14 protein-coding genes are annotated in these 15,966 nt (G+C 44.2%); 6 read left to right on the forward strand and 8 right to left on the reverse strand.

Going from position 1 to position 15,966, the window contains the following annotated elements:
- Positions 1 to 37 precede the first annotated feature (37 nt).
- From MTF70_RS19660 to MTF70_RS19670, 3 genes are read right to left on the reverse strand one after another with little or no spacing between them, the layout of a single operon-like run.
- A complete protein-coding gene (locus tag MTF70_RS19660) occupies positions 38 to 1,393 on the reverse strand; it encodes an FUSC family protein (RefSeq protein WP_065274594.1) in 1,356 nt (451 codons plus the stop codon).
- 13 nt (positions 1,394 to 1,406) lie between these two features.
- Complete coding sequence (locus MTF70_RS19665) at positions 1,407 to 2,270, reverse strand: HlyD family secretion protein (protein ID WP_005377105.1); 864 nt, start codon at positions 2,268 to 2,270, stop codon at positions 1,407 to 1,409.
- Between the two features lie 10 nt (positions 2,271 to 2,280).
- Complete coding sequence (locus MTF70_RS19670) at positions 2,281 to 2,493, reverse strand: DUF1656 domain-containing protein (RefSeq protein ID WP_005377106.1); 213 nt, start codon at positions 2,491 to 2,493, stop codon at positions 2,281 to 2,283.
- Between the two features lie 426 nt (positions 2,494 to 2,919).
- Here MTF70_RS19670 and aspT point away from each other — a divergent pair, with 426 nt between their 5' ends.
- From aspT to MTF70_RS19700, 6 genes are all read left to right on the forward strand, one after another.
- Positions 2,920 to 4,635, forward strand: coding sequence for an aspartate-alanine antiporter (aspT, locus tag MTF70_RS19675; protein WP_137282074.1), 1,716 nt, complete (start codon positions 2,920 to 2,922; stop codon positions 4,633 to 4,635).
- A 95-nt stretch (positions 4,636 to 4,730) separates the two neighbouring features.
- Complete coding sequence (locus MTF70_RS19680) at positions 4,731 to 6,326, forward strand: bifunctional aspartate transaminase/aspartate 4-decarboxylase (protein ID WP_137282073.1); 1,596 nt, start codon at positions 4,731 to 4,733, stop codon at positions 6,324 to 6,326.
- Positions 6,327 to 6,451: 125 nt separating this feature from the next.
- Positions 6,452 to 7,309, forward strand: coding sequence for a pyridoxal kinase PdxY (pdxY, locus tag MTF70_RS19685; protein ID WP_205461495.1), 858 nt, complete (start codon positions 6,452 to 6,454; stop codon positions 7,307 to 7,309).
- A 210-nt stretch (positions 7,310 to 7,519) separates the two neighbouring features.
- Positions 7,520 to 8,689 carry a patatin-like phospholipase family protein gene (locus MTF70_RS19690; protein ID WP_017634571.1) on the forward strand — a complete coding sequence of 390 codons (1,170 nt, stop codon included), beginning with the start codon at positions 7,520 to 7,522 and terminating at the stop codon, positions 8,687 to 8,689.
- A gap of 17 nt (positions 8,690 to 8,706) precedes the next feature.
- On the forward strand, positions 8,707 to 9,135 hold the full coding sequence (locus MTF70_RS19695; RefSeq protein WP_205461497.1) for a hypothetical protein: 429 nt from the start codon (positions 8,707 to 8,709) through the stop codon (positions 9,133 to 9,135).
- 142 nt (positions 9,136 to 9,277) lie between these two features.
- The gene (locus MTF70_RS19700; RefSeq protein ID WP_017634569.1) at positions 9,278 to 10,186 is read left to right on the forward strand and encodes a LysR family transcriptional regulator; all 909 of its coding nucleotides are present in this window, start codon (positions 9,278 to 9,280) and stop codon (positions 10,184 to 10,186) included.
- A 286-nt stretch (positions 10,187 to 10,472) separates the two neighbouring features.
- Here the strand turns inward: MTF70_RS19700 and MTF70_RS19705 are convergent, their stop codons facing one another.
- The 5 genes from MTF70_RS19705 to MTF70_RS19725 all read right to left on the reverse strand — a co-directional run bounded on the left by MTF70_RS19705 (position 10,473) and on the right by MTF70_RS19725 (position 15,567).
- Positions 10,473 to 11,624, reverse strand: a complete 1,152-nt coding sequence (locus tag MTF70_RS19705) for an ABC transporter permease (RefSeq protein ID WP_064376716.1) — start codon at positions 11,622 to 11,624, stop codon at positions 10,473 to 10,475.
- The gene (locus MTF70_RS19710; RefSeq protein WP_205461499.1) at positions 11,621 to 12,787 is read right to left on the reverse strand and encodes an ABC transporter permease; all 1,167 of its coding nucleotides are present in this window, start codon (positions 12,785 to 12,787) and stop codon (positions 11,621 to 11,623) included. The genes MTF70_RS19705 and MTF70_RS19710 overlap by 4 nt, the downstream gene beginning before the upstream one ends.
- A 22-nt stretch (positions 12,788 to 12,809) precedes the next feature.
- Positions 12,810 to 13,790 (reverse strand): HlyD family efflux transporter periplasmic adaptor subunit, encoded by a 981-nt coding sequence (locus MTF70_RS19715; protein ID WP_005377122.1) that lies wholly within the window; start codon positions 13,788 to 13,790, stop codon positions 12,810 to 12,812.
- A gap of 3 nt (positions 13,791 to 13,793) precedes the next feature.
- Positions 13,794 to 15,209: a TolC family protein gene (locus MTF70_RS19720; RefSeq protein WP_104975368.1), complete on the reverse strand. Its 1,416-nt coding sequence runs from the start codon at positions 15,207 to 15,209 to the stop codon at positions 13,794 to 13,796.
- Between the two features lie 130 nt (positions 15,210 to 15,339).
- Positions 15,340 to 15,567 carry a hypothetical protein gene (locus tag MTF70_RS19725; protein ID WP_005377125.1) on the reverse strand — a complete coding sequence of 76 codons (228 nt, stop codon included), beginning with the start codon at positions 15,565 to 15,567 and terminating at the stop codon, positions 15,340 to 15,342.
- Positions 15,568 to 15,966: the final 399 nt, after the last annotated feature.

Consider the following 15,966-nt stretch of genomic DNA (forward strand, 5'->3'; position numbering starts at 1 on the left):
CAATGCGGGGCTTTAGTTTCAAGAACGGAGGTGACGCTTAGGCCGTGACGCGAACACGGAACAGATCAGTAAACAACTTGGCAATCATCAAAATAGTCATAATGTTTACCAGCATCAGCAAGGGCGTTTCAATTCGATACGCTGGGGTTAAATTGAGCGCTCCTGATGTCAAGACAACCAATAAGTTAATACCTAGAATTCTGTGTACCATCAGCTTTGGTGTGGAAAATACCTTCCAAATCACGATGATGTTGATGAAGTAGAATAGCCCAAGCTGCCAAAGCTCGGTCATCATTGGCATTAGGAAAATGTATTGCAATAGAATCACCGTGCCAGTGCCTATCACACCAAAAAATGCATCTTTAATAATGCTTGGTGGCATAGTAGGAACGATTGAAGAGAACACGCCTGCTAGCATCGGAAAAATGAAACCTCCGGGCACAGGAAGGTAAATCCAGATCAGCAGTGACGTTACGAACATGGAGACACCTTGCAGTACCTTTCTGCCGTCTTCATTCAAATGCTGGATGAAGGTCCGATGCTCGTGATGCCAAACCGTGTTTTTCTCTCTTTGCATAACATAAGCAACGTGACCAATGAGCGACGTACTTGGATTTTTAATATCAAAGCTTTGAAGTTGCTGCGTTAGCGTTGGCCAATCGATCTCACGACTTTGCGATTTATCTGCTTGTTCTAGCAATCGGTCTTGGATTTGTGCCATCTCATTTAAACGCGCACGCCATAGCTGACGATGTTCTTTCAAGTGGTAGCTGCCAGTAAGTGGTAAGCCGACCAGTTGGAATAACTTTTCTATGTTGGCGGTGTTGGTCTCAAGAGCTTCAATATCTATATCATTGGGCGATTTCATAGCGTTAAGCATCGCCTCTCTGCTGGCCTCAAAACGTTGAATGAAGTTTTGTTCTGTACTGACTGGCCAGACTAATCGGTACACAACAGAAAACGTGATCACACCAAGAATCGTCTCTTGCATACGAAGAACAGCGAAGTGGAACGTTGCTTGACTATCAAATCCTCCCATACATGCGATGATGGAGCACACAGCAAAACCGATAGAGAACACATAACCATACTTTTCGTCGCTCGACATAAAAATGCACGCACCTAAAAACAAGGTGAAGAAGGTGAGAAACAAAAAGCGATCTTGAGAAAACGTCGTGATGAGGAAAAAGGCATAACCGATGCCAAGGAGGGTTCCTAATAAGCGATTATGACCTTTGTTTATTGAGTGAGCGAAGCTTTCATTTAATGCCATTACCGCGACTGCGATCGCTGCCCAATACGGTTTCTCCCATTGAAACCATAAGGCAAGGCAGATCGCGATAACGATAGACAGCGCAGCTTTGATTGCTTCTTTGGTTGAGGCATTAAACATACATTCCACCACATTATTGTTTGATGATTTTGATAGAGGCCGTCATACCAACACGTAGTTGAAAATCTTTCGGTAAGTGATCTAATTTAACTTTAATTGGAATGCGTTGAGCTAAGCGTATCCACTGAAAGTTAGGGTTCACATTGGGCAAAAGATCGTTACCAGTACTACCATCTTGCTTCGCAATGCCGTAGCCAATGCTTTTGATTTTGCCTTCCAGCACAGCTTCATTGTGCATCATTAAGGTCACGTAGGCTTTATCTTGTGGATCAACGCCAACTAAATCCGTTTCTTTGAAATATCCTTCGATCCAAAAGCTGTCTTCATCAATTAAAGCCACGACTGGGGAGTTAGCGACGACTTGAGAGCCGACGCGTAAGTTCAAATTAGTGATATAACCATTCGTTGGCGCATAAACTTTTGTGTAATCAAGGTTTAGCTTGGCTTCTTCAACATTGGCTTTCGCGAGTTCTACGTTGGCAACGGCTGTCTCCACCGCATTGTCTAGGTTATTCAATGTCAGTACAGGTACGGCGCCAGGTGTGCGCTTTTCTAACTTAAGTGCTCGCTGCTCTTCATTTTTGGCCTTTGCTAGTAATGCAATGGCTTGCTTTTGAGCTGCTAGCGCTTTGTGGTACGCCGCTTTATAGATGCTTGGGTCAATCTCAAACAGCAAATCGCCTTGTTTCACTTGCGAATTGTCTTCGACGTAGACTTGGATGATTTGTCCTGTTACGCGGGGGGTTATAGAAACGATGTGCGCGCTAACTTGGCCATCTCTAGTCCAAGGGTTGTCAGAGTATGATTGGTAGTAGCTGAAAATCACGGTGCCAGCGGAACACAGTAATAGCAGTGTGATGAGATAACGTTTTATCACGGAATTTGCCTCAAAATATGGTAATGAATCGACCAATAACGCCAGTAAAAATCACAATTAGGCTTAGCTCAGCGAGCGCAGGAAATGCAACGTATTTGTGGAGTCCCAGTTTTGTTGCAACGGTTCCAACCAAAATGGTGAGCATGTAAGCCAATGCAATAACCAGCAACAAGGGAGGGAAGTAAACTTCGCCCCACACAAGTTCATGTGGCATTGAGTTCATGGTGTTTTTCTCTATTAACTTGATGAATGTAAAGATAAGGCAAGTGATGGCATCCGTGATAATCGCTTTTGTAGGATCTAATCCATCAAGAGAAAGGTGTTATGCGCTATATAGAGGGAATAGCGCAACAAAGTAGCTTTTTGGACAGTGAAAATAAAAATAAATTTATTTTCCAATTTATTTGATGTTCATTTCAGACCACTAAGTTATTAAATTTTCGACAATTATTGTTCAATGTTTGCGTTTGAATATGCGAAGTGATGGTTTCATCCTTCAAATGGGATTACGAGTTGTGAGGTTTTGTTTCTAATATTCGCTTCGAAGCAAACGAGATGCTTTTTAAATTAAATAATCCAACAAATATGAGTGACAGATTATTCGTTAGATTATTTGAGTTTTATATTTATTAGTAAGAGTAAAATTGTCATGGAAATTATTTCTAACCTTTTTGACATGGCACCATTTGTTGCTCTCTTTATTACGCTCTCTCTCGGTTATATGGTAGGTAAAATTACCATTGGTCGATTTGTTCTTGGCGGTGTTGCGGGAACATTATTAATGGGTGTAATTATTGGGCAATTTGGTGTTCATATTGATCCCGGCGTAAAAAGCATTTTCTTTGCGCTCTTTATTTACGCAGTAGGGTATCAAGGTGGTGCGCAGTTCTTTAAAGCATTGAACTTTAGAACCATCAACATTCTACTTTCTGCTGTAGTGATGACGGTGTCTGGCCTGCTTTGTGTACTAGCAGCAGCTTGGATGTTTGATCTAGACAGAGGTACGGCAGCTGGTCTTGCAGCTGGTGGTTTGACTCAATCGGCAATCATCGGTACAGCGGGTGATGCGATCGCACGTCTTGGTGGTGTGACAGAAGAAGCGAAACACCTAATGCAGACCAACGTCGCAGTCGGCTATGCAGTTACGTACATCTTTGGTTCGCTTGGTCCAATTCTTATGGTGACATGGGTATTCCCAACACTGATGAAGTGGGATATCCGAGCAGAAGCGATTGCGCTAGAAGAGAAAAACTCAAATGGTAAGCGCGATCTTGCGCCGGGTGAATTCAACGCAGTAACCGCGCTGGTTACACGAGCATTTAAAGTGAGCAAAGATGGCGGGCTAGCAGGCAAAACCCTAGCTCAGTTAAACCAACACGCTCTAGCTGCTTGTATTGAATTGATTCAACGTGATGGCAAAGTGCTAGAAGTGGACAAATTCACAGCACTGAAAGAAGGGGATGTCATTGTTGTAACAGGTCGCCGTAATGCAGTACATCAGCTGCAAGATGGTTTGGCTGACAACGAGATTGCACTTCCAGAAGGCTATGAAGTTATTGAAGAAAACCGTCAACTGATCGCAGACAACCGCAAACTGATTGGTAAGTCGCTGCAAGAGATTAAAGAGGCTTCGAACCAAGGCTCTATGCGCGGTATTTATGTGACGGATTACATTCGTGAAGGCAGCTCTATCGAAATGACGCCGGATCTTGTGGTGAAGAAAAACGACGTCATCCAGCTTACAGGTACCGCAAAAGATATCAATCGCGTTGAGAAAAACATTGGTCAGCGAATGGGCTCAGCAAACGTGACTGACTTAGTCGTGCTTGGTATGGGCATGGTGGTGGGTCTATTAATTGGTCTAATCAGTTTTAAGATTGCTGGTATTCCCGTCACTATCGGTTCTGGTGCAGGTTGTTTGATCTCAGGTTTGATTGTCGGTTGGTTGCGTAGCCGCAATCCGCATGTTGCTCAGTTTCCTGTGGGTGCCGCGAACTTTATTCGAGATTTCGGTTTGGCAGCATTTGTGGGCATTGTTGGCCTTGAGGCTGGGCCTCAAGCGGTCGACACCATCAAAGAACACGGTATGTCTCTGTTGTTCCTTGGTATGGCTGTGACCATTATTCCTCAGTTTATTTCGTTCTTTTTCTCATACTTTGTATTGAAGATTAAGAACCCAGTTGAAGCACTTGGTTGTGTTACAGGTGGACGAAGTGCGAACCCAGCATTCGCGGCTTTAATGGAAAAAACAGGTAACGCAACGCCAGTATTCTCATTCACCGTGACTTATGCTGTCGCCAATGTACTGCTCACCCTATGGGGTCCTATTATTGTCGGCATTATTACTTTAAACGCAGGCATGTAATTTAAATAAATTCGAACACTCTTATCGCCTAATTAAATAGGCGGTAGGGGAAGTATTATCCAAATTTCACTAAATAATAAATTCAGGTAAATATTATGACTACGCCAAATACAACAATTGATTTTTCAAAATTTGCAGATTTAAGCCCATTTGAATTAAAAGATAAACTTATTGAAGTGGCACAAACTGTTCCTGACCGCGCGTTATTAGATGCAGGTCGTGGTAATCCTAATTTTCTTGCGACACTACCACGCAAAGCGTTCATTCGTTTGGGTGAGTTCGCAATATTGGAAGCCGAGCGCACTTATTCATACCTAGATGGTGGTTTCGGTGGCATTCCAGATGGTGTGGGCATTGTTGAGCGCTTCGATACGTTTGCAAGCAAGAATAAACAAGACCAAGGCGTACAGTTCTTGGAAAAGTCGCTGAGCTACGCAAAAGACCGTTTGGGTCTAGAGAAACAGGCATTTTTGAATGAGCTGGTTAACGCATACCTTGCATGTAACTACCCAGTGCCACCACGTATGTTGACGAACATCGAAAGGGTTGTGAAGCAGTACATCGCAGAAGAGATGTACGGCCCGATGCCAATGACAACAGACTTCGATCTGTTTGCAACGGAAGGCGGCACAGCGTCTATGACGTACACGTTCCAAACTATGTTCAACAACGGTCTGTTGAAGAAAGGTGACAAGGTCGCGCTAATCACTCCAATCTTTACGCCGTACCTAGAAATTCCAGAACTGAGTGAATACGAACTGGAAATCGTTGAACTACGTTTGGATGAGACAACATGGCAGCTGCCGATGTCTGAAATCGAAAAGCTTGCAGATACAGACATCAAACTGCTTTGTGTCGTGAACCCAGCAAACCCAGCGTCTGTGAAGTTCTCGGATGAGACTCTGGATAACCTATCAAATTTTGTGAACAACGAACGCAGCGACCTGTTCATTGTGACTGACGATGTATACGGCACATTCGCGGACGACTTTGTCTCACTGTTCGCGAAACTGCCATACAACACGCTTTGTGTTTACTCGTTCTCGAAGTACTTCGGTGCAACAGGCTGGCGTTTAGGCTCGATTGCGATTCAACACAACAACGTGTTTGACGATGCAATGCGCAGCCTTCCTGAAGCGCGTCAACTTGAGTTGGACGATCGTTACAAAACACTGACTCCGGAACCTCGTGAGATTAAGTTTATTGACCGTATCGTAGCAGACAGCCGCAGCGTAGCGCTTAACCACACAGCAGGTTTGTCTCTTCCTCAACAAGTTCAAATGGCGCTGTTCTCATTGAATTGTCTGATGGACTCAGAGAAAAACTACAAAGAAGCATGTAAACGCATCATTCGCGAGCGTTACAAAACTCTGTACAAAAACATGGGTGTAGAAATTGAAGAAAACAAAGATCGTGTGGACTACTACACACTGCTTGAGCTCGACACTTTGGGCGGCAAATTGTACGGACCAGCCTTCGTTGAATGGTTCAAAGCGAGCGAGAAGGGCAAAGACTTCCTGTTCCGTCTTGCACATGAAACCGGCGTTATCCTACTTCCAGGCCAAGGCTTCGATGTAGTACACGCATCAGTTCGAGTTTCGTTAGCAAACCTTACTCATCACGAATACGAGCTTATCGGTCGTGCAACGCGCAAAGTGTTGGATGAGTACTTCGCTGAGTTCCAAGGCTAATTAATCCAGCCTGATTAAGAATAAGCCTCGGCGTTGTCGAGGCTATTCCGACCAAATAAGCACAGTGCGCGATATTGTGTTTATTTAGTCGCCAAGCTAACAAACTTCTCAATTAAGAGTGACTTATGAAAAGCATTATTTCTATTCAATCTCATGTGGTTTATGGCCACGCAGGAAACAGTTCTGCCGTCTTCCCGATGCAGAGAATGGGCCTCGAAGTCTGGCCAATTCACACGGTTCAGTTTTCAAATCACACTCAGTACCAGCAAGGTTGGACTGGACAGAAGTTTGGGGCAGATGAAATTCATTCTCTAATGAGAGGCTTAGATAACATTGAGAAGTTAGGCGAATGTGGCGCGATACTGTCCGGTTATCAAGGCAGCGCAGAGCAATGTCTAGCGGTGGCCGAAGCGGTAAGTTTAGTCAAATCGCGTAACCATAGTGCACTTTATGTGTGTGACCCAGTTATGGGTGATCCAGACAAAGGTTGCATTGTGGCAGACGGTGTCAAAGAAGCGATAAGCCATAGCTTGTTGCCCATCGCTGATGTGATTGTTCCTAACCAGTTTGAACTGAGCGAGTTAACAGGTGTGAAAATTAACTCTCTTTATGATGCGGTCACTGCATGTAAAAAAGCCTTAGAGTTAGGACCGAAAATGGTATTGGTGAAACACCTGCATGCACTAACAGATGACGCCTTCAGTATGATTTTAGCGACGCCGAAAGCAAGCTATTTGGCCCAACGACCTAGTGTTGAATTTGCTATGCAGCCAGTCGGAGTCGGTGATTTAATTTCTGCGATTTTTACCTCTTGTTTGGTGAAGAAGATGTCTCCTGTCGCAGCCTTTCGTCATACACATAACGCCGTTTACGGTGTATTGGAGATCACAAAAGGCTATGGCACATGGGAGCTACAGACGATCAATGCCCAATACGAATTTGTCGAACCGACGCATGAGTTCAACGTCGTGAAAATTGCTTAGCGCAGTACCTAATTAACGGAGAAGCGTAAAGTTAGCATATAGAAACTTGGCATAATTGCTTTGATGGATAGCATCCTACAATCGCGATTATGGGGTTTAGCCGTGCCTAGCTATAGTAACTCCAAACAACGAAACGGACTTCATTTTGACCCAATTAACTTCAAACTGAGTCTCTGGTCATACGCCAGAGAACATTAAATGAGACTGATTATGAATCGTTTAATTTCCTCTGGTGTGACGGTTGCACTTTCGCTGCTGATAGTAGCTTGTAGTTCACCTCATACGCTGGATGTTCGTGTTTCTCAAAGCAACTATAAAGATGTCGAGATCGCGAGTTCGACACCAAATGAGCCACTTCGAATGTGGGCCAATGAAGCGCCGGATTTTCTCTACTCAGCGCACAATCAAACCACACCGATCAAAGTAGAGGGTGAACAGCTCAATATTTTGGCCTTATCGGGTGGTGGCGTAAACGGTGCATACGGGGCCGGCGTTTTGATGGGGCTACAGGAAAAGGGGGAGCTAAAAGATTATGCCATCATTACTGGAGTCAGTGCGGGTGCCCTAATCGCTCCTTTTGTTTTCATTGGCGGTGATGCGATGCCAAAGATGAAAGAAGTCATGCTCAACATCAATGATAAGAATATTTTGGGTAAGAAGAACTTCTTAAATACCCTGTTTAAGGACGCGTTTACCGATGGTGAGAACCTCTATGATTTCATCGCAGACGCTTACCCTGAGCCCATGATCGAGGCGATGGCGCAGCAACACCGCAATGGTAAACGCCTCTTTATTGGCAGTACCCATTTTGATTCAGGCGAACTGGTGATTTGGAATATTGGTGCGATTGCGAACAGTGATTTAGCGGACAAATCTGAACTTATTTACAAGGTGCTTGCTGCGAGCGCATCGATCCCTGGTGTTTTCCCTCCACAATTTATCGATGTTGAACATGATGGAGAAACACTTGAGGAGTTACACGTAGATGGTGGTCTCGCAGCGCAGGTGTTCTTTAATCCGTCTAACTTCAACTATCAACAAATCTCAGATGCTTTGGGGTTAGAAAAAGCGCCTCAGTTGGATGTGATTCGCAATGGTGCGTTAAAAGCGCCGTATCGTCCACTAAAAGACAAAGGTTTGGACTTGGTATCGAAAAGTGTCTCAAGCCTTACGCTAGCGCAAACTCGTGGTGATCTCTATCGAATGAAATACATCAGTGAAATCAACGATATCGAGATGCAGTTTACCTACATTGATCAAGATTTCAGGTACGCCAAAGTAACGAAAGATATGTTCGATCACCGCTACTTGCTGACGATTTACGAATATGGATTCAAAAAAGCCACCCAAGGGCAACTTTGGGTAACTGAACTCCCTTAATACAGGAAAACGATACAATGAAAAAAGCCGTTCTTACACTCATGATACTTACCGCTTCCGCGACTGCATTCGCCCAAAGTGGAGCCCATCTTGACCAGCAAAAAGTGGATAGTGATATGCAGCAACTGTCTGCAATCAAAGAAGAAGGTGCAGCCTTTATCATGATTGACGAGAACTCGAGTTACGTGGCGGTCGAGTTCGTGGGAAAGTGGGAAGAGATCAACAACTATGTGTCACACAAAGAAGCGAAACAACGTAAATTGGAAAAAGTGAACAAGCAGTTCGTGTACTCTCAGGTCGGTGAAACGTTGGAGTCACTTGAGCAAAAAGTCGTTGACCACATTTACGCTGATCAACCTAAATATTTCAGTGTCGATGTCTACCGCGATTACCATGGTGACTCAGGAGAATTCAACTATTTAGCTCGTGTCGTTGAGTACAACTAAGTTAGAGAAAACCTACTGAAGCTAGTAGGTTTTTTTGTGTCGTCGAGAAGGAATTCAAACGCAGATTGTTTCCGTTACCAAGTAGCAATTCTACGATCTTGTGGTAATTTAATTAGATAACTCTAAAAAGTAAGCACAACCTATGAATTTTAGTTTTGAACAACTTCTCGCGTTCGTAACCGTTTATGAACAGCTTTCGTTTAGTAAGGCGGCGGTCAAACTCAATAAGCACCGAACCACAATAGGGCAGGTGATTACCAATCTTGAAGACCAACTGGCGGTCAACCTGTTTGAGCGAGTGGGGCGCTCGGTAGAACCGACAGAAGATGGTCATCTTCTTTACCACTATGCTAAGCAAACCATCGAACAAGCACGTACTTTCGATAAAGTCGCATTAAGTCTAGCTTACGGTGGGTTAGAGAATGTTAGTATCGCCTATTCAAGCGCTATACCACACCGTTTTCTTGTATTGCTTCGTATTCAATTAGCAGCAGATTTTCCGATGATGCGAGTTAACTTTCTTGTTCGTAATCGCAACGAAATTAAAGAGGGTTTACAGAATGGTGATTATCAATTCGGTATTGTCAATGTGCATGATAGTCGAGCAATACATAGTTTGGATGCGACGTTTTTAGGTCATTTTGAATTTGTTCCTTTCGTCCAGAAAGGTGGTGAACTCGCTTCTATGGCACCAGATCGAGTATTGACAGCCTTGAGGAATAGTAAACAATTTGTACTGCGGTCTCTTATTGAAGAGGGAATGGGCGAAAAAGTCATCGTAAGTTCGAACCATGAAGAGGTCGACCAATTGGCCCTTGTAGTGAAAATGGTTGAAGCAGGTTTAGGATGGGCGATTCTCCCCAGAACGTTTGCCCATTCGGAGTTTTCTAATAATCATATAGAGCCAGTGGAAGCTTCTGAATTATTGGAAGGTTTTAAGTTTGGTTTTGGCCTATGGTGCCAACCCTCTAAGCAAGTCGGTGATGTAAAAAATTCAATCATGAAGGTCGTTACAGAATACCGAGAAAAAATAATCCGTGATATGACTTAGCGGCGACATGTATCCTGCTCATCCCTATCAACAACAAGACTCAATGTGAGTCTTGTTTTTTTGTGTCTGAAAAACGTTATCGTTCTAGCGAAGAGCTAATGTCTATTGGAAGGATATAACCCTCTATATGAGAGTATGGAGTCCATACTTTTTGGCTTAATCTAACCTCGCTCAATGGGTAAGCCCAGAGCAAAAAGTGTTTTTACCATATGTCCGCTGCAAGGACGCAGATTTTTAGCCGGGTTTAGTTACCCGGCTTTTTTTATAGTAATAAAAATGTCGGCTATCACCCCAAGCTCTCTGTTACAACTGGCTTGTTACTTCGCTTAGCAATCCAGTACGCAACGTTACCCCAAAGCACAGTGAGTGCCCAAAGTGCTGTCCAATGTGGAGCGACTTGTTGCCAGGTTGCCCCCATTTGGTTTAGTGCTAAGAAAGCTTTGATCGCCCAAGTGCTTGGGCTTAAATCAGCAATCCATAGTAAGGGAGTAGGTATGGCTTCAATCGGCCAAATAAAACCAGCCAAGAAAATGAGCGGCATAGAGCTCACTAGGACGACTAAGGTGACAAGTTCACGCCGAGGTAATAAGTAACCTAGCCAGAAGCCTAGTCCGCAACAACCTAAAAGGAACGGGAACAACATAGCCAGCAATTCGCCCGCATTGGCGATATGGTTTACGTTTAAGCGTTCGAAGCTAAAACCAAAATAATAGGCGCCGAGTAAATAATAAATTGCCACAAATACTAACGTTCTCACAAGCAGCAGCGATCCCGTGGATACTTGTGACCAATAGCCACGACCATGACGCTGTGTTCCCGTTTGTAATCCAACCGCCATGATCAACGTTTGTTGTAAAATCAGAACAAATACTGCCGGCACTACGTATTCGATGTAACCCATGGTTGGGTTGAACGTCGGCTTCATATTAAGCTTGATAGCAGAGTAATTATGGCTAGCCATACTCATGGGCACACCATCTATCACCATTTTACTGACTTTCACTTGGGCCCCTAATGTGCCTCCAGCTTGGGCCAATCCTTCTACCACGGTTCCGTACACGAGAAAATACGAGGCGTCCGCAGCGTAGGCTAGAGTCGGGCTTTTACCTAGCATTAGGTCTTTGTAAAAGTGTTCTGGTATGACTAAAAAACCGGTGATCTCTCGTTGTAAAAATGCTTGCTTTGCATCGGCAATCGTATGAAGTCGAGTGACTACGTTGACTTGCGGAGTGGCATCAACCATACGTTCTAGCTTTAAACTCGTCTGACTACCATCTAGATTAACAATCGCGATTGGTTGTTCACGAGGCGTTTGTTGTGCATAAGGCAAAGGGTATAAAAACGAGTAAAATACGACACCACCAAACACGGTCAACGTAACGACTGGATTGGTTAGAACGGCCTTAAGTTCCGCTTTAATCAGTTGCCACAATGTCATACCGCCTCCTTCGCTTGGCGTGTTGATGAAGCTGTTCGATGTTTACCCATCAAGGCTGCGGTAATGAGCAGGGGCACAACGTAACCAATCATAGGCCATAGCGAGCTTAAAGATTGTGCGGCCGATGCTCCATAGCTTGCTTGACTGACTTGTACTTCAATGTAATGGGTAATCGGCAATAATGAACGCCATGCATAAGCGAGCGTGTTCATGTCAGAAACTGGGAATGTAATTCCCATGAACGCGAAGCTTGGAGCCGTAAATGCGCCAGCAAAACTCATCGCACGTGCAGGATCCATCGACAAGAAGAAGAACAACGCTCCCATAATGATACAGGCGATAACCGTCGCCAATTGTGCTAATAGCATAACCACAAAACTGCCTTCCATTGGCCAATCAAGCACGGAATAAAACCAGTACAAGAACAACGCACCTTGCGCCATAAAGACCGGAATGTACCGACTTAATAAGGTAGTGAGCCTGGCGTATGGCTTTTCGCCCAAAAATGCAAAGCCATTCTTTCCACCATAAATGCGAAAGTGCGCGGCAAGAATCAAAATAGTGCTTACTACAATACATATTTGCCAAATGGCTGGCACGATAGCCGTTACCAAAAATTGTGCGTAGTTATTGTTACGGTTAAATAATGCGGTTATTTGTGTTGACACGGGTACAGCCTGTCCAGCCGCTGCTAACGTTGTGGTGTTACCCTTAGCCAAGTTGCCCATTACTTCAACCTGAGCGTCGAAATAGCCTTGTGCTTGCGCAACAGCAGAGTTGATCAGTTTCGCTACCAAAATGTACTGACTGTTGTAAAAGACAGAAAGTTGAGGTTGGCGGTGCTGGAGAATGTCTTGGTCGAACTTAGATGGGATGACCGCGTAAGCGTAGATATCGCCTTCAATCGTCGCATTTTTTGCTTCGCTTGCACTGGTGTAGTGATAGTTAACAGCCAGACTCGACGACGCATCCAAAGATTGAATGAGCTTTCGAGAAAGTTGGGAATGTTGTAGATCAACCACACCGATTGGCAGATCCCGGGCAATGCCCGCAGAGAACACTCCCCAAATCATCATCGCGAGCAAAATCGGTATCCAAGTAAGGCACGAAAGCAACCACTTGTCTCGTCGTAAGATATGCCGCTGTGAAATCTTAATCGTCATAGCATTAACCTAGTGGTTGTGATTAAAGTTCAACGACAACACTCATTCCCATACGCAGTTCAGGTTCGGGTTGAGCTGGACGAGCTTCTACTTCAAAGGTACGAAGATCAAAACCTTGAGAAGCATCGGTTGCTCTCCACGTTGCAAAGTCACCCATAACGGCAACATGCGTTACTTTGAACTCAACATTTTTATTTAAGGCAGGCAAATAGGCATCAAAGGTTGCTCCTTTTTTAAAGTGTTGAAGGTAATCTTCACGCACATTAAGTGTCGCCCAGGCATCTTCTGTATCTATCACAGTAACAACCGGGAAGCCCTGAGGTGCTAATTCACCACTTTGAAGTAGAACTTGAGAGACTTCGCCGTCAAACCAGCTGTAGATCTGAGTATCTTTCGCGTACGCTTCTACTTCGGCTACGGCACCTGATGCCATGCGCGCTTTTTCCGCCGCAGCCACTTTGGTTTCACTTCTAGCGCCTTCTTTTGCCATTTCGTACATTTGAAACGCAGCACTTTCTGTGTATTTCGCTGCTTGCCACTGAGTTAAAGCTTCATCGCGCTTTTGTTCTGCAACAACGCCATCGTTATAAAGGTTATTCACACGATTGTAGGTTTTTTCCATTAAATTCGCAGCGGCTTTGGCTTTCATCCACTGATCTTTTGCTGCTTGGATTTGTTGCTCACGTGCGCCTTTCTCAGCTTCTTGAGCTAAGGCGTCCGCCGCTTTTTCACCTGCTTTTGCTTGTTCTAACTTCGCTTCAATTTCAGGACTATGAAGGGTAAAAATAAGCTGACCTTTCTCTACATCGTCGCCTTTACGTACCATTACCTCATCAATACGCCCTGGAACTTTTGAGGAAATGCTGTATTGTTGGGCTTCAATTAATCCCTGTAAGCGGATCGGTTCTGGTTGATAGGCTTGGTAAAATTGATACCCAACCCAAGAGGCAACACCCAAAGCACAAAGTGAGAGTAAAACGGGTTTTAGTGATTTAGCTGCCATGATTTATTTCACCTCTTTGGATGTTGAAGCAGGGATATAAGCGGTATTTTGATATTGTTCGAAGCTGTTCATTTCACTGCTCAATGCGAGTAGCTTGGTTAAAGATATTAAATAGCGGAAACGCGCCGCTGAACGTTGTGTTTCTATACTCGCGACATAAAGTTGTGCATCTACAACATCCAGAGAAGACGACAGACCCTGAGTAAATGCTTTTTCACGCAAGCGCAGGTTTTCGTTAGCGAGTTCAATGCTAGATGCGAGCCCTTGTACTTCATCAATGGCTTGCTGAGCCTCCAAGTATGTCTTTTGGACTAACAGCGATAAGTCTTGTTTGGCTTGGGACTTTAATGAGTCGACCTGCGAGACGACGCTTTGAGCGGCTTTGACTTTTTCGCTTCGCCCTGATGATTCAATCAGTGGAATGCTGACACCAACACCAACTAACCAGTCAGGCTTCATTTGGCTTGCGAGAGAATCGTCTTCATACAAGCTGTAGTCGCCGTAAAGATAAACTTCAGGGTAGTATTTCCCTTTTTCTGCTTTGATTAAGCTAGAGGCTTGTTTGTGTTTAGCGCTCAGAAGTTCTAACCCCGGATAGGTAAGCAACGTTTGATCGACAAAAGCGGTAAGAGGGGGAAGACTGTCGTTGATAAACAAAGATTCAGCGGGCTCTACGGCGTCATCTTGTGCGAGTAATTTACCTAATGCAGCCTGAGCGATACTCAAATCGCTGGCTGCTTTACGTGTTTCTACAGATGCTTTATCTAAAGAAGCCTCTGCTTGCAGGCGCTCAACGTGCGCGATTTGTCCTTGCTCTTCAAGCTTAATGGCAAAATCTCGATGCTTTTTTAGCCCTGCTTCAACCGCTTGCCGCGTTGCGAGTACTTCCTTTGCCAGTACGACAGAAAAGTAGTACTTCGATAAATCTTCAAAACGCGCTTGTTGTTCCATTAAAAGCTGACTTTTCGCCTCATCCGTTTTGCCTTCTGCTGCTGATTGAGCCGCAGAAATTCGACCACCAGTAAAAATTGGCCAAATGGCACGAATAGACGAAGAGAAAATATCGCGCTCGGTTATGGTCGAAGTGGTATTAGCTAAGGCACCAAAAATAGGCTGAAAAGCAGGAGGTACGTTAATGTGTGCTCCTGTGCTGTCTAGGATCTGTTTTCCCGACAGCGTGATATCGGTATCTAAACGCGTGTAATTCGCGCCAATAGTAACCTGAGGTAAGTTGAGATTGCTGGTGGCACTCTCTTGGTATTGGTAGTTCTCGACGTTTGAGCGTTGAGCTTTGAGAGAATAGTTGTTTTCTAGCAATAGCTGCCATGCGGTATCAAAAGTGATCGGTGCCGCATGACAGGCAAGGGAAATCGAGCTGCTAAGTAAGCCCAGTATCCAAACCTTTCCTGTTTTTTTCATAATGGCTGCTTTGTCGTAGAGTATTAGCTCTAATATAAAGGATTCGTAACTGCGTGTTAAGTAGGAGGGAAAATTGGGCAGTAGTATGCGCCCAGTTATATTTGTGCTGGGCGCGGGAGATGTTACAAATTTATTTCGTATATGGACAGTGAAACTCTGCTCTCCACTCGAGCTGACGAGAACCTCGCATCGTATTCAATAGATCTTTTCCGCTCATTTGAGGGAATGATAACAGGACTTTGAGATCAGAAGTACCGCCTCCGTTTTTTTCATAAGCCCTGACGTGTGTAAATGTTGAATACATATTCTCTGACAGCATCGCCTTATTCAGGCATATTCCAAAGGTATCGCGTTCCATGTTTGGTGTTCCTTCTAACTATAAATGCACCTCTGTTTATAGTTTTCCAGTTTTCAGATGGTGTCTAAGTGTTTGTCATATAGTCAGTATTTGTGTTTTGTTTTATTTTTGTCCAAACCACTGACATCAATGTTGAGCTTTTAATAGACTTCCAGCTTCACTGCTTTCAAACCGAAACTCTCATTGGTTTCGTTGATTAAAAATTATACGTTGTAAAGTCTAAAAACGCCTCAAAAACCGCTAAAATCGATGTGATCGCGATCATGATTTTAAGGGCAATTTATGTATGGAATTGAGTATCAGAGAGGAATGCTAAATTTGGTGAATGGTTGTAATTTTATGTTTCAGCTCGTCGATTAATTAACCGTAAACTCTGCGGTTTGTTTGCCTTCCTCACAG

This window comes from Vibrio sp. 2CM40D (genome assembly GCF_023161825.1).
Taxonomy (GTDB): Bacteria; Pseudomonadota; Gammaproteobacteria; order Enterobacterales; family Vibrionaceae; genus Vibrio; species Vibrio alginolyticus.

What these genes read in the sequence shown, in the direction of transcription:
- pdxY (WP_205461495.1), top strand. Translation starts at nt 6,452, where the DNA reads ATGAAAAGCATTATTTCTATTCAATCTCATGTGGTTTATGGCCACGCA.
- MTF70_RS19725 (WP_005377125.1), bottom strand. Translation starts at nt 15,567, where the DNA reads ATGGAACGCGATACCTTTGGAATATGCCTGAATAAGGCGATGCTGTCA.
- MTF70_RS19720 (WP_104975368.1), bottom strand. Translation starts at nt 15,209, where the DNA reads ATGAAAAAAACAGGAAAGGTTTGGATACTGGGCTTACTTAGCAGCTCG.
- aspT (WP_137282074.1), top strand. Translation starts at nt 2,920, where the DNA reads ATGGAAATTATTTCTAACCTTTTTGACATGGCACCATTTGTTGCTCTC.
- MTF70_RS19660 (WP_065274594.1), bottom strand. Translation starts at nt 1,393, where the DNA reads ATGTTTAATGCCTCAACCAAAGAAGCAATCAAAGCTGCGCTGTCTATC.
- MTF70_RS19680 (WP_137282073.1), top strand. Translation starts at nt 4,731, where the DNA reads ATGACTACGCCAAATACAACAATTGATTTTTCAAAATTTGCAGATTTA.
- MTF70_RS19710 (WP_205461499.1), bottom strand. Translation starts at nt 12,787, where the DNA reads ATGACGATTAAGATTTCACAGCGGCATATCTTACGACGAGACAAGTGG.
- MTF70_RS19700 (WP_017634569.1), top strand. Translation starts at nt 9,278, where the DNA reads ATGAATTTTAGTTTTGAACAACTTCTCGCGTTCGTAACCGTTTATGAA.
- MTF70_RS19695 (WP_205461497.1), top strand. Translation starts at nt 8,707, where the DNA reads ATGAAAAAAGCCGTTCTTACACTCATGATACTTACCGCTTCCGCGACT.
- MTF70_RS19715 (WP_005377122.1), bottom strand. Translation starts at nt 13,790, where the DNA reads ATGGCAGCTAAATCACTAAAACCCGTTTTACTCTCACTTTGTGCTTTG.
- MTF70_RS19705 (WP_064376716.1), bottom strand. Translation starts at nt 11,624, where the DNA reads ATGACATTGTGGCAACTGATTAAAGCGGAACTTAAGGCCGTTCTAACC.
- MTF70_RS19690 (WP_017634571.1), top strand. Translation starts at nt 7,520, where the DNA reads ATGAATCGTTTAATTTCCTCTGGTGTGACGGTTGCACTTTCGCTGCTG.
- MTF70_RS19670 (WP_005377106.1), bottom strand. Translation starts at nt 2,493, where the DNA reads ATGAACTCAATGCCACATGAACTTGTGTGGGGCGAAGTTTACTTCCCT.